Source organism: Pantoea sp. USHLN256 (assembly GCF_037149875.1).
Taxonomy (GTDB): Bacteria; Pseudomonadota; Gammaproteobacteria; order Enterobacterales; family Enterobacteriaceae; genus Pantoea; species Pantoea nemavictus.
On sequence record NZ_JBBCQO010000001.1, the window covers coordinates 323,749 to 337,397 of the forward strand.

A 13,649-nucleotide genomic window follows, 5' to 3' on the forward strand; every position below is an offset into this window, starting at 1 on the left:
CATTATTGAGTCGGAAGCTAAGGAAATACTATGCGTGTTCTGGTTGTGGAAGATAACGCGCTGTTGCGCCATCACCTCGCCGTGCAGCTGCGTGAAATGGGCCATCAGGTCGATGCCGCAGAAGATGCCAAAGAAGCAGATTATTTCCTGCAGGAGCACATTCCCGATATCGCCCTTGTCGATCTGGGATTGCCCGACGAAGATGGCATGTCGTTGATCCGTCGCTGGCGCACCGATGCCGTACGTCAACCGATTCTGGTATTGACCGCCCGCGAAGGCTGGCAGGCAAAAGTCGAAGCGCTGGAAGCCGGTGCTGACGACTACGTCACTAAACCTTTCCATATTGAAGAAGTCGCGGCGCGTCTGCAGGCGCTAATGCGTCGTAACAGCGGCCACGCGTCACAGATTATTTCCATGCCGCCGTTCCAGGTCGATCTGTCACGCCGTGAGCTAACGGTGCAGGATCAACCGGTAAAACTTACCGCTTTCGAGTACACCATCGTTGAAACGCTGATTCGCAACGCGGGTAAAGTGGTGAGCAAAGATTCACTGATGCTGCAGCTCTATCCGGATGCGGAACTGCGCGAGAGTCACACCATTGATGTGTTGATGGGCCGCCTGCGTAAAAAAATTCTCTCGCTCTATCCGACCGAAGTGATTAACACCGTGCGCGGCCAGGGTTATCGCTTTGATCTCTGATTTATGACGTGGTTAAAACGCTTTCGCCCCTTCTCGTTACGCGCCCGTTTCCTGCTGGCAACGGCGGCGATCGTCCTGTTTTTATCGCTCTCCTACGGCATGGTTGCCGTCGTGGGTTACGTAGTTAGCTTCGATAAAAATACCTACCGCGTGATGCGCGGCGAAAGCAATCTGTTCTTCACGCTGGCGCAGTGGCAAGACGACAAGCTCACCATCGCCCAGCCGGAGCGCATGACGCTCAACTTCCCCACGCTGGTGTTTATCTACGATGAACACGGCAAGCTGCTGTGGCAGCAGCGTGACGTGCCGGACATCCGCAAAAAGATTCGCCGCGAATGGCTGCTCAAGCCCGATTTTTACGAAATCGACACCAGTAATCGCACCAGCATGGCGGCGATGGGCAACAATCCACAGGCAAAAGAGCGGCTGCATGCGCTGGATAGTGACAGCAACGATACCTTTACTCACTCGGTAGCGGTCAATCGTTACGATGCCACCACCAACCTGCCGGCGCTGACCATCGTGGTTGTCGACTCAATTCCGCAGGAGTTGCAGCATTCCGATGTGGTGTGGTCGTGGTTTAGCTATGTGCTGGCCGCCAACCTGCTGCTGGTGATCCCGCTGTTGTGGCTGGCGGCGCACTGGAGTTTACGGCCAATTGGCGATCTCACCGCGCATGTGCGCGAGCTGGAAACCGGCCAACGCGAGAATCTCGATGATAATCCGCCACAGGAGTTGCGCAGCCTGGTACGCAATCTCAACCTGCTGCTGACCAACGAACGCCAGCGCTATACGCGCTATCGCACCACCCTGTCGGACGTGACGCACAGCCTGAAAACCCCGCTGGCGGTGCTGCAGAGTACGCTACGCTCGTTACGCAGCGGCAAAGAGTTAACCGTGGAACAGGCGGAACCGGTGATGCTGGAGCAGATCAGCCGTATCTCCCAGCAGATTGGCTATTATCTGCATCGCGCCAGCATGCAGGCCGATCACAATCCGCTGCAGCGCGATTTGCATTCGGTTTCGGCGCTGCTCGACAGCCTGTGTTCGGCTCTCAACAAGGTTTATCAGCGTAAAGGCGTGGCGATCACCCTGGATATCTCTCCCGAGCTGACCTTTATCGGCGATAAAAATGACTTTATGGAAGTGCTCGGCAACGTGCTGGATAACGCCTGCAAATACTGCCTGGAGTTTATTGAAGTCACCGCACGCCAAACCGACAAAACTCTGCATTTGTTTATTGATGATGATGGCCCGGGCATTCCAGAAAGCAAACGCGATCTGATCTTCGTGCGCGGTCAGCGCGCCGATACGCTACGTCCCGGCCAGGGATTAGGTTTGGCCGTGGTGCGCGATATCCTCGAACAGTACGCCGGTCAGGTCATCGCCACCACCAGCCCGCTTGGCGGCGCGCGGATGGAAGTGATTTTCCAGCGCCAGGAAGTCGAGCATCACCGCGAGTAGAAAGGGACGCGGGCTGTTATACTTGCCATCATTCTTTGCAGCAACCGGACTCCGCATATGGACTATCAGCTCGACATCAACTGGCCCGACTTTATTCAACGCTACTGGCAGAAACGCCCGGTGGTGCTTAAACGGGGTTTTAAAAACTTCGTCGATCCTATTTCTCCTGACGAGCTGGCCGGTCTGGCAATGGAAAATGAGGTGGATAGCCGTCTGGTTAGCCATAACGAAGGCAAATGGCAAGTTAGCCACGGCCCGTTTGAAAGCTACGATCATCTCGGTGAGAGCAACTGGTCGCTGCTGGTGCAGGCGGTCAACCATTGGCATGAGCCTTCGGCCGCACTGATGCGCCCGTTCCGTTTCCTGCCCGACTGGCGCGTTGACGATCTGATGATCTCCTTCGCCGTGCCGGGCGGCGGCGTGGGACCGCATTTCGACCAATATGATGTGTTTATCATTCAGGGCACCGGCCGTCGCCGCTGGCGCGTGGGTGAAAAAGTGCCGTTGAAACAGCACTGCCCGCATCCAGATCTGCTGCAGGTTGAACCGTTTGACGCCATCATTGATGAGGAGATGGAGCCGGGCGATATTCTCTATATTCCGCCTGGATTCCCGCATGAAGGCTATTCGCTGGAAAACGCCATCAACTATTCGGTGGGCTTCCGTGCACCGAACGGTCGCGAGCTGATCAGCGGCTTTGCCGATCACATGCTGGCTAACGAATTGGGCAGCTATCGCTACAGCGATCCGGACGTGCCGTCACGTGATTGCCCATCGCAAATTTTGCCGTCGGAGCTGGAAGGCATCCGCAAAGTGATGATGGATGTGATCAACCAGCCGGAGCAGTTTAACCAATGGTTTGGCGAGTTTATTTCTCAGTCGCGTCATGAGTTAGATGTCGCTCCGCCGGAGCCGCCTTATCAGCCGGATGAAATTTACGATGCATTGCAGCAAGGCGATGCGCTGACGCGTCTTGGCGGCCTGCGCGTGTTGACCATCGGTGATGCGGTGTTTGTGAACGGTGAATCAATCAGCTGCAACCATCCGCAGGTGCTGGCGGCATTGGCGCACAATCATGTGCTGACGCTGGAAGATTTTGGCGATGCGCTGGACGATCCGTCAATGCTGGCGCAGCTGGCGGCGCTGGTTAATAGCGGGTATTGGTTCTTCGGCGAGTAAGTTTTAGTTCATGCCGGATGTGCCAAACCTGGTAGGTGCTGGCTGGCCCCCTCCTCGGTCCTCCCCCATAAATGGGTGAGGAAGATGCTGCAATATGTGAGTTGATAGTTGCATGCGGCAGCGTCTCCTTCCCCCGCTTGCGGGGGAAGGTCGGGATGGGGGACAACCAGCACTATGTAAGCATAATTAGCCTTTCTTCTGCCCCGCCAACTCAGCCAGCCGCACAATCACCTCTACTGACTGCGCCATCACGTTGAGTGAGGCGAACTCGTGCTTGCCGTGATAGTTGTAGCCGCCGGTGAATAGGTTCGGACATGGCAACCCTTTCCATGACAGCGCAGATCCATCGGTACCGCCGCGAATCGGTTTAACGTTCGGTTCAATGCCACAATCGCGCATCGCCTGCAGCGCCAGCTCAATAATGTGCGGATGCGGTTCGACTTTCTCACGCATGTTGCGATAGCTATCGCTGATCTCCACCTTCACTGAACACTCGCTTTGCAGCCCCTGGCTCACACGCTGGCCAATCTCTTCCAGCAGCTGCTTGCGCTGGGCATAGCTATCCGCGTCGAAATCACGAATCAGATACATCAGTTCGGCATGCTCAACCGTGCCTTTGATGGTGTGCAGATGGAAAAAGCCTTCGTAGCCATCGGTATACTGCGGCTTCTCTTTTGCTGGCAGCTCCGCGTGGAAGCGCATCGCCAGATCCAGCGCATTGACCATCACATTTTTAGCGCTGCCCGGATGGACGTTATTGCCAGTGATCTTGACCATCGCCGTGGCGGCGTTAAAGTTCTCGAATTCGAACTCGCCGAGATCGCTGCCATCCACGGTGTAGGCCCAATCGGCGGCAAAACCTTCCACGTCAAAGTGCGACGCGCCACGGCCAATCTCTTCATCGGGGGTAAATGCCACCCGAATTGCACCGTGCGGAATATCACTGTTCGCCAGACGCGCCATCGCCGTCATGATCTCGGCGATGCCGGCTTTGTCATCGGCGCCGAGCAGTGTTTTACCGTCGGTGGTAATCAGCGTATGCCCAATCAGCTTATGCAGGATTGGGAACATCACCGGCGACAGAACTTCATCGCCGTTGCCCAGCGCAATGTCACCCCCGCGATAGTTTTCAATAATCTGCGGATTAACGTTTTTGGCGGTAAAATCCGGTGACGTGTCCATATGCGAAATAAAGCCGATTACCGGCGTGGCCCAGTCGACATTCGCCGGTAAGGTGCCCATTACGCAGCAATGGTCGCTTAAAGAGACATCAACAAAGCCCAGCGCAATAAGTTCTTCCTGTAATTGACGCGCCAGCGCCCACTGCCCTTCACTGCTTGGCACCTGTCGCGCCTGAGGTTTTGACTGAGTTTCTACTGCGACATAACTGAGAAAACGCTCAAGTAATTGATCCATCTGTCATCCCTCTTAAGAACCTGCGTCATTATCATGGTGGCCTGGAGCCCCCATGTTGCGTCAAATCATTATCCTTCAGGTTAGCTCTCTCAGCGTGAAATGCGCTGAAAATTCACTCACCGTCGCCTGTACGACTTGCCCGTTACGCATACTCCGGCATTTTTCAGAGTTTTCAAGGTAAATCCGTGGCAAAACATGGCATTGACGCTTTTTTGCGGTATCATCGCGCCCTTCATCACAGCAAGCTGGCACCAGCGGCTATGCTGTAACCTGATTCACCATCAGACTGAGTGACTAAAATGACGCAAACACGCGATCTCGCGCTGGTTACGCTTTCTGGCATCAGTAAAGCTTTCGATGGCAAAACCATCATCTCTGACTTCGATCTGACCATCCGTCACGGCGAATTCATCACGCTGCTGGGTCCGTCCGGCTGCGGTAAAACCACCATTTTGCGCCTGATTGCCGGACTGGAAGATGCCGATTCCGGACATATCATTCTTGATGGTAATGACATCACCGATCTGCCAGCCGAACATCGCCACATCAATACGGTATTTCAGAGCTATGCGCTGTTTCCGCACATGTCGGTATTTGAAAACGTCGCCTTTGGCCTGCGCATGCAGAAAACCCCAGCCGCCGAGATCACGACACGTGTCAACGACGCGCTGGCGATGGTGCAGCTGGAGAGCTTTGCCGATCGGCGTCCGCATCAGCTCTCCGGCGGGCAGCAACAGCGTGTAGCGATTGCGCGTGCGGTGGTTAATCGCCCGAAAGTGTTGCTGCTGGATGAGTCGCTTTCGGCGCTGGATTATAAGCTGCGTCGCCAGATGCAAAACGAGCTGAAAGCGTTGCAGCGCAAGCTTGGCATCACCTTTGTGTTTGTCACCCACGATCAGGAAGAAGCGCTGACCATGTCCGATCGCATCGTCGTGATGCGCGATGGCCGCATCGAGCAGGACGGCACGCCGCGTGAGATTTATGAAGAGCCGGCTAACCTGTTTGTGGCGCGCTTTATTGGCGAGATCAACGTGTTCGATGCCGAAGTGCTGAATAGCGAAAAGGCGCCCACTATCCTTGCGCGCGTTGAAGGGCGTGAATGTGAGCTGCAGTGTGATTTTCAGGTTAACGCCGGCGATAAGCTGCATGTGCTGCTGCGTCCGGAAGATCTGCGCGTGGAAGAGATCGATCATGACAGCCGCAGCGATAACCTGATCGGCTACGTCCGTGAGCGCAACTACAAAGGCATGACGCTGGAATCCACCGTGGAACTGGAGAACGGCAAGCTACTGACGGTGAGCGAGTTCTTTAATGAAGACGATCCCGATTTTGACCACTCGCTGAACCAGAAAATGGCTGTCAGCTGGGTAGCGAACTGGGAGGTGGTGCTGCCGTATGAAACGGATGCGTAACCGTCTACAGAAAGTGATTGTGCTGCTTATCGTCAGTTGGCTGACGCTGTTTGTGCTGCTGCCCAACCTGATGATCTTCGCCACCAGCTTCCTGACGCACGACGATGCGCATTTTGTCAGCATGGCCTTCACCCTGAATAACTATGCGCGGCTGCTCGATCCGCTCTACGCCGATGTGCTGCTGCACTCGCTGAACATGGCGTTCATCGCCACGCTCTGCTGCCTGCTGCTCGGTTACCCGTTTGCCTGGTGTCTGACTAAACTACCGGCGCGCCTGCGTCCGCTGATGCTGTTCCTGCTGATTGTGCCGTTCTGGACCAACTCCTTGATCCGCATCTACGGGCTGAAAATCTTTCTCAGCACGCGCGGCTGGCTCAATGAGTTTTTGCTGTGGCTCGGGGTGATCGATAAACCCTTTCGCATTATGTACACCTCGGAAGCGGTGATATTGGGACTGATCTACATTTTGCTGCCGTTTATGGTGCTGCCGCTCTACTCCAGCCTGGAAAAGCTGGATAAATCCTGCCTCGAAGCGGCGCGCGATCTCGGTGCCAATAAAGTGAAAACCTTTCTGCGCATTATTTTACCGCTCACCATGCCGGGCATTGTTGCGGGTTGTCTGCTGGTGTTTATTCCGGCGATGGGCCTATTCTTTGTTGCCGATTTGCTGGGCGGCGCGAAAAACCTGTTGATTGGCAACGTGATCAAAAGTCAGTTCCTGAATATCCGCGACTGGCCGTTTGGCGCGGCCACCAGTATTGTGATGACGCTGCTGATGGGCTTGATGCTGCTGGCCTACTGGCGCGCGGCGCGTATGCTGAACAGCAAGGTGGAGCTGCAATGATGGCGCGCTGGTTACGCGGCGGCTTTATGGCCGTGATTTACGCCTGGTTTTACATCCCGATCATCATTCTGATCGTCAATTCCTTCAACAGCTCGCGCTTTGGCATCAACTGGCAGGGTTTCAGCACCCAGTGGTATCGCCTGTTGATGAATAACGACAGCCTGATTCAGGCGGCGCAGCATTCGCTGATCATGGGCGTGCTGTCGGCCAGTTGTGCCACAATTATCGGCTCGCTGACCGCGGTTGCACTCTATCGCTATCGTTTTCGCGGTAAACCCTTCGTCAGCGGCATGCTGTTTGTGGTGATGATGTCGCCCGATATCGTGATGGCCATTTCGCTGCTGGTGCTGTTTATGCTGTTGGGCATTTCGCTTGGTTTCTGGTCGCTGCTGTTCTCACACATCACCTTTTGCCTGCCGTTTGTGGTGATCACCGTCTATTCGCGCCTGAAAGGTTTTGATGTGCGCATGCTGGAAGCCGCTAAAGATCTTGGCGCCAGCGAAGTCACCATTTTGCGCAAAATTCTGCTGCCGCTGGCGCTGCCCGCTGTCGCGGCGGGCTGGTTGCTGAGCTTTACCCTGTCGATGGACGACGTGGTGGTTTCCTCATTTGTCACTGGCCCGAGTTTTGAAATCTTACCGTTAAAAATTTATTCGATGGTCAAAGTTGGCGTGTCACCCGAAGTGAATGCGCTGGCGACGATTTTGCTGCTGCTGTCGCTGCTGTTGGTGGCGCTCAGTCAGCTGTTGCTCCGAGATACAACTAAATAGAGGATAATCGATGAAAAAGTGGTCTCACTGGCTGGCGGCTGGGGCGCTGGCACTGGGCATGCAGAGCGCGCAGGCGGATGACGGCAAAACGCTCTATTTCTATAACTGGACGGAATACGTGCCGCCGGGGCTGCTGGAGCAGTTCACTAAAGAGACCGGCATCAAGGTGATTTATTCCACTTACGAGTCCAATGAGAGCATGTATGCCAAGCTGAAGACCTGGAAAGATGGCGCCTACGATTTGGTGGTGCCTTCGACTTACTTCGTTGCCAAAATGCGTAATGAAGGCATGTTGCAGAAGATTGATAAATCCCAGCTCAGCAACTTTAAGAATCTCGATCCTAACCTGCTGAACAAACCGTTCGATCCCAACAATGACTATTCGATCCCCTATATCTGGGGCGCGACCGCAATTGGGGTCAACACCGATGAAGTGGATGCCAAAAGCATCACCCGCTGGGCTGATTTATGGCAGCCGCAGTACAAGCAGAGCCTGCTGCTGACCGACGACGCGCGCGAAGTGTTCCAGATGGCGCTGCGTAAGCTCGGCTATTCGGGCAACACCCGCGATCCAAAGCAGATCGAAGCCGCTTATGAAGAGTTAAAAAAGCTGATGCCGAACGTGCTGGCGTTTAACTCAGACAATCCAGGCAATCCGTTTATGGAAGGCGAAGTGAACGTTGGCATGATCTGGAACGGCTCGGCGTACGTGGCGCGCCAGGCCGGCACGCCGCTGCAGATTATCTGGCCGCAGGAAGGCGGAATTTTCTGGATGGATAATCTGGCGATTCCGGCTAACGCGAAAAACCGCGCAGGTGCGTTGAAACTGATTAACTTCCTGTTGCGTCCGGAAGTGGCAGCGCAGGTGGCGGAAACCATTGGTTATCCAACGCCAAACCTGGCGGCGAAGAAGCTACTGCCGCAGGCAGTGGCGAATGATCCTTCGCTTTATCCTTCTGAGGCGGTGATCAAAAACGGCGAGTGGCAGAACGATGTGGGTGATGCCAGCGTGCAGTATGAGACGCTGTTTCAGAAGTTGAAGGCGGGACGTTAGTCCTCTGCGCGTTTTCTCTCACCCTGCCCTCTCCCGCAAGCGGGAGAGGGTTCTAAAAAGTTCCATGTCCGCAAGCGGGAGAGGGTTCTAAAAAGTTCCATGTCCGCAAGCGGGAGAGGGTTCTAAAAGTTCCATGTCCGCAAGCGGGAGAGGGTTGTTTTTAGCTCCTTCTCCCGCTTGCGGGAGAAGGTTGGGATGAGGGAAAGCGCGCACAAACTATTTATACAACCCACGCAAGAACGTGTGCACAAACTCCGGAACTACTTCACTGGCTAAACCGTAATGACGCTCGGCAAACTCATTGCCCACCTGGCTCGGCTCCAGGTTCAGCTCCACGGTATGCGCGCCCTGCAGTTTCGCTTCATGAACAAAACCGGCGGCCGGATAAACATGACCCGAGGTGCCGATGGCAATAAACAGGTTTGCCTGCTCAATCGCCTGGTAAATCTCCTCCATCCCCAGCGGCATTTCGCCAAACCACACGATGTGCGGACGCAACATTGCCGGGAACTGGCAGCAGGTGCAGCGATCGTCCGGGGTTAAATCTTCTGTCCAGTCCAGCACTTGTCCACTGTTCACACAGCGCACTTTCAGCAATTCACCGTGCATATGCAGCACGCGCTGGCTGCCGGCGCGTTCATGCAGATTGTCGATGTTCTGTGTTACCAGCAGGAAGTTATCGCCCAGCACCTGCTCCAGTTCCGCCAGCGCTTTGTGCGCGGCATTAGGCTGAATCTCTGGCTGCTGCAGCTGTTGACGGCGCGCGTTGTAGAACGCCTGCACCAGCGCCGGATCGCGCTGAAAACCTTCCGGCGTAGCCACATCTTCCACCCGGTGCTCTTCCCACAAACCATCGGCGGCACGGAAGGTGCGAATGCCGGACTCGGCGGAGATACCCGCACCAGTGAGTACCACTACGCGCGGTTGCGGATGCGCAGCCAGTTCAGCTTTGCGATCGCGCTCGAAGATGCGCTGGCGAAAGCGCTGATGCACTTTGCGGCGGTTTTTTTTGTCGCGGGCGAGTCGTAGGCGGCGGCGCGGTATGCGCATAAAAGCTCCTTAATCTGCGGCGTTTAACGCCGCGCTTCGGGTATTTTTCAGGCTAATCTGCCCGATAATAGCGGCTGCGTATGGCAGCTGCATGCGGCAGACGCTGAAAATGTGCGCAGCCGCTAAAGCGGCTGCGCGGTCAATCTTACTGCCCGCTCAGCACGCGGGCCGGATCGATACGGCTGGCGCGCCGTGCCGGATACCAACTGGCAATCAGGCTCAGCACAATCGCGGTGCCCAATACCGAAATCACATCAATCCAGTGCAGCTCGGACGGCAGGAAATCAATAAAGTAGATATCGCCCGCCAACAGCTGATGCCCGGTAAGATGCTCAAACACCCGCATCACCGGCGTGAGATTGAGCGCCACCAGCACGCCGACCACCACGCCGCTGACGCTGCCGAGCAGACCCGCCAGCAAGCCATACCAGATAAAGATGGCGCGAATCAGGCCATCTTTGGCGCCCAACGTGCGCAGCACGGCGATATCGCTGCTCTTGTCTTTCACCGCCATCACCAGCGTTGAGACGATGTTAAAGCAGGCCACGCCGATCACCAGCACCATGGCTAAATACATAATGGCGCGAATCATCTGGATGTCACGGTACATGTAGCCGTACGTACCAATCCAACTCTTGATATAGACGTATGAATGCGTCACTTCACCGGCGTCGCGCACCAGCTTTTGCGCCTGGAACGGGTCATTCATCTTGAGCGCAATGCCGCTGACGCTGTCGCCCATATCCAGATATTTCTGCGCATCGGCCAGCGGCACCAGCGCCAGGCTGTGATCCAGCATACCGCTGAGCTGCAGCACGCCGCTGACCTGCAGACGAATGCGTTTCGGCTGCAGCAGCTTATTATCGCCATCGTTATTGGGGATCATGATGGTGATCCAATCGCCCTGTTTGACGTTAAGCGATTTGGCGATACCGCCACCGAGTATGATCTGTTGCTTACCGGCCGCGAACTGTGACCAGGCATTACCGGCGACGAAGCTCGGCAAGGCGCTCAGCCGTGACTCCTGCTGCGGATCTACGCCTTTCACCTGCAGCGCCTGCAGCTTCGCGCCGCTCTCAATCAGCCCGGTAAAGTTAATATAGGGCGCCGCAGCGGCAATGCCCGAAACCTGTTCAATTGGCGCGATCATCGGCTGCCAGTGGCGGAACGGCTGATTAACCGGTTCGATTTCACCGTGCGGCACCACCGCCAGAATGCGGTTGTTGAGCTCACGCTCGAAACCGTTCATGGCGCTCAGTCCGATGATCAGCACCGCCACGCCCAGCGCAATGCCAACGGTGGAGATGATGGAGATCAGCGAGACCATGCCACCACGCCGCCGACCGCGGCTAAAACGCAGCCCGAGCAGCAGGGATAAGGATGAACCCATCAGATCACTCCCAGCGTCAGTTGGTCGCTCAGCTCGCCATCGCGCATCTCCATCTGGCGACTCAGGCGTTTCGCCAGTTGCAGATCGTGCGTCACCACCAGGAAGGCGGTGCCCTGCTTAACGTTCAACTCGCCCAGCAGTTCAAAAATCGCATCCGCGTTGCGCGCATCAAGATTACCGGTGGGCTCGTCGGCCATCACCAAACGCGGACGATTCACCAGCGCGCGGGCAATCGCCACGCGCTGACGTTCACCGCCCGACAGCTCAGAAGGCCGGTGCGCAGCACGTTTATCCAGCCCCACCGCCGCCAGCATTTCACGCGCGCGGGATTCCGCTTCTGCCTTGCCGATTTTGCCAATCAGCAGCGGCATCGCCACGTTCTCCAGCGCGCTAAAATCCGGCAGCAAATGGTGGAACTGATAGATAAAGCCCAGCTCGCGGTTGCGCAGTTCCGCCTTCGCGGCGGATGACATCGCATTCAGCGATTTGCCATCAAAAATCACATCGCCCGAGGTCGGCGCATCCAAACCGCCCAGCAGGTGCAATAAGGTACTTTTGCCTGAACCGGAGCTGCCGACAATTGCCGTCAGTTCACCCGGCTGCAGGCTGAAAGCCACATTGCGCAGCACATCGGTCTGCACGCTGCCTTCCTGATAGCGTTTACACAGGTCACGACACTGCAACAAAGGAGTATTACTCATAACGTAAAGCCTCAGCGGGTTGGACGGCGGCAGCGCGCCACGACGGATAAAGGGTAGAAAGCAGCGCAACGGCCATCGAAACCAGCGCAATGGTGATCACCTGCAACACGTTGATGTCGACCGGCAGCGCCGCGCCATCCAGGAACAGACCGATCACCGGCATTAAATTATTCAGCTGGCTGGCCAGCAGTACGCCGAGCACGGTGCCAAGCAGCGCGCCAATGATCCCGGCGCTGGCGCCCTGCACCATAAATACCGCCACGATCTGGCGCCGGGTGAGGCCCAGCGTTTGCAGAATCGCCACTTCGCCCTGCTTCTCCATGATCAGCAGGCCCAGCGACGTAATGATATTGAAAGCCGCCACCGCGATGATCAGGCTCAGCAGCAGCCCCATCATATTTTTCTCCATGCGCACCGCCTGGAACAGATCGCCTTTGCGCTCGCGCCAGTCTTTCCACGTCAGGCCTTGCGGCAACGTTTGCTGGCTGAGCGCATCTACGCTCAGCGGCTTATCCAACCACAGACGCCAGCCGGTAACGTTGCCGAGCGGATAGCGCATCACGCGTGACGCATCCTGCTGATTGACCAGAATCTGGTAGCCGTCAACTTCGCTATTCGCCGCGTAGGTCCCTGCCACGGTGAAAATACGCTGACTGGGCAAGCGCCCGACCGGCGTGAACTGGCTGACCGACGGCACCATCAAACGCAGCTGATCGCCACGCTTGACACCCAGCTGTGCAGCCAGCTGTTCACCGAGGATGACGTTATATTGCCCCGCTTGCAGCACGCTTTGTTGGGTGTTAACGAGGAACGGTGTCAGCGGATCCTGTTCATCGGGATTGATGCCCAGCATCACGCCAACCGAGACGTTGCGTGCGCTCTGCAGCACCACATCAGCGGTGGTGAGCGGCGCCATGCGGGTGACGCCTTGCAGCTTGAGATCCTGCGCCGGAAGATGTTGCGGATTGATACTGCCTTTCTCGCTGGTAACCAGCGCCTGCGGCATCAGGCCGAGGATATTGCCTTCCAGCTCGCGCTCAAAGCCGTTCATCACCGATAACACGGTGACCAGCGCCAGCACGCCGAGCGTGATACCGATGGTAGAGAGCCAGGAGACGAAGCGACCAAAGCGGTCTGAAGCACGTCCACGCATGTAGCGCAAACCGATGAATAACGCGACTGGTTGATACATGAGATCCGTCTTGGCAGTTGCCTAAAAATAAGTAGTGGGATGATAAAGGAGGTGCCTGCTTTATGAAACCTCTAACCCTCTGAGTCTGCGGCAAAGTTGTGTCAAAAACCGTCCCAGCGGCGGCTTATGCATAAAATTGCGACAAAATAATGATGTTATTTGTACGTTTATTGGTCATAGGCTGGCGTAAACTCAATGATGTAGCACCAGATCAAGCACCGATTGTACCGAAGTAAGCGCCAGGCGCGGGAGTACAGACTATGTTGAAATTTCCTAAAGGCAGCATCGTTAAACATAAATCGGGCGAGATCAGAGGGGAGATTGTGAACGTTTTCGAACAGGGCGATTCGCCCACCGGTTATTACGTGAAGTGGGACGACGGCAACCACAGCTATCATCTGGAAAAAGAGCTGTCATGGGCCAATGTCGATCGACCCCGTATGCACTATACACAGCAATCCACCAAGTAGCAGAACCG

At 55.9% G+C, this 13,649-nt stretch carries 13 protein-coding genes; 8 read left to right on the forward strand and 5 right to left on the reverse strand.

Annotation, left to right across the window (positions count from 1 at the left end):
• Window positions 1-30: 30 nt before the first annotated feature.
• From phoP to WFL93_RS01580, 3 genes are read left to right on the forward strand one after another with little or no spacing between them, the layout of a single operon-like run.
• Window positions 31-699, forward strand: a complete 669-nt coding sequence (gene phoP, locus WFL93_RS01570) for a two-component system response regulator PhoP (RefSeq protein WP_336777121.1) — start codon at window positions 31-33, stop codon at window positions 697-699.
• A gap of 3 nt (window positions 700-702) precedes the next feature.
• Window positions 703-2,163: a two-component system sensor histidine kinase PhoQ gene (gene phoQ / locus WFL93_RS01575; protein ID WP_007885714.1), complete on the forward strand. Its 1,461-nt coding sequence runs from the start codon at window positions 703-705 to the stop codon at window positions 2,161-2,163.
• A gap of 57 nt (window positions 2,164-2,220) precedes the next feature.
• Entirely contained in the window at window positions 2,221-3,342 is a 1,122-nt protein-coding gene (locus tag WFL93_RS01580; protein ID WP_007885716.1) for a ribosomal protein uL16 3-hydroxylase, read from the forward strand.
• Window positions 3,343-3,528: 186 nt separating this feature from the next.
• On the opposite strand, the gene pepT is transcribed toward WFL93_RS01580, so the two are convergent.
• Window positions 3,529-4,758 carry a peptidase T gene (gene pepT, locus WFL93_RS01585; protein WP_336777122.1) on the reverse strand — a complete coding sequence of 410 codons (1,230 nt, stop codon included), beginning with the start codon at window positions 4,756-4,758 and terminating at the stop codon, window positions 3,529-3,531.
• A 299-nt stretch (window positions 4,759-5,057) separates the two neighbouring features.
• On the opposite strand from pepT, the gene potA reads away from it, so the two are divergent.
• The 4 genes from potA to potD are packed head-to-tail and all read left to right on the forward strand — an operon-like array spanning window position 5,058 to window position 8,838.
• Window positions 5,058-6,170 (forward strand): spermidine/putrescine ABC transporter ATP-binding protein PotA, encoded by a 1,113-nt coding sequence (potA, locus tag WFL93_RS01590; RefSeq protein ID WP_336777123.1) that lies wholly within the window; start codon window positions 5,058-5,060, stop codon window positions 6,168-6,170.
• The gene (potB, locus tag WFL93_RS01595) at window positions 6,154-7,014 is read left to right on the forward strand and encodes a spermidine/putrescine ABC transporter permease PotB (protein ID WP_336777124.1); all 861 of its coding nucleotides are present in this window, start codon (window positions 6,154-6,156) and stop codon (window positions 7,012-7,014) included. Before potA ends, potB begins: the two co-directional genes overlap by 17 nt.
• Window positions 7,011-7,784: a spermidine/putrescine ABC transporter permease PotC gene (gene potC / locus WFL93_RS01600; protein ID WP_336777125.1), complete on the forward strand. Its 774-nt coding sequence runs from the start codon at window positions 7,011-7,013 to the stop codon at window positions 7,782-7,784. Before potB ends, potC begins: the two co-directional genes overlap by 4 nt.
• Window positions 7,785-7,794: 10 nt before the next feature.
• The gene (potD, locus tag WFL93_RS01605; protein WP_007885725.1) at window positions 7,795-8,838 is read left to right on the forward strand and encodes a spermidine/putrescine ABC transporter substrate-binding protein PotD; all 1,044 of its coding nucleotides are present in this window, start codon (window positions 7,795-7,797) and stop codon (window positions 8,836-8,838) included.
• Window positions 8,839-9,054: 216 nt separating this feature from the next.
• Here the strand turns inward: potD and cobB are convergent, their stop codons facing one another.
• The 4 genes from cobB to lolC form a co-directional block, all read right to left on the reverse strand.
• The gene (cobB, locus tag WFL93_RS01610; protein ID WP_007885726.1) at window positions 9,055-9,888 is read right to left on the reverse strand and encodes a Sir2 family NAD+-dependent deacetylase; all 834 of its coding nucleotides are present in this window, start codon (window positions 9,886-9,888) and stop codon (window positions 9,055-9,057) included.
• A 145-nt stretch (window positions 9,889-10,033) separates the two neighbouring features.
• A complete protein-coding gene (gene lolE, locus WFL93_RS01615) occupies window positions 10,034-11,278 on the reverse strand; it encodes a lipoprotein-releasing ABC transporter permease subunit LolE (protein ID WP_049851115.1) in 1,245 nt (414 codons plus the stop codon).
• Window positions 11,278-11,979: a lipoprotein-releasing ABC transporter ATP-binding protein LolD gene (lolD, locus tag WFL93_RS01620; protein WP_007885730.1), complete on the reverse strand. Its 702-nt coding sequence runs from the start codon at window positions 11,977-11,979 to the stop codon at window positions 11,278-11,280. Before lolD ends, lolE begins: the two co-directional genes overlap by 1 nt.
• Window positions 11,972-13,171, reverse strand: coding sequence for a lipoprotein-releasing ABC transporter permease subunit LolC (gene lolC / locus WFL93_RS01625; RefSeq protein WP_336777126.1), 1,200 nt, complete (start codon window positions 13,169-13,171; stop codon window positions 11,972-11,974). Before lolC ends, lolD begins: the two co-directional genes overlap by 8 nt.
• 260 nt (window positions 13,172-13,431) lie before the next feature.
• Between lolC and WFL93_RS01630 the strand changes: the two genes are divergently transcribed.
• Window positions 13,432-13,641, forward strand: a complete 210-nt coding sequence (locus WFL93_RS01630) for a hypothetical protein (RefSeq protein ID WP_007885732.1) — start codon at window positions 13,432-13,434, stop codon at window positions 13,639-13,641.
• Window positions 13,642-13,649 lie beyond the last annotated feature (8 nt).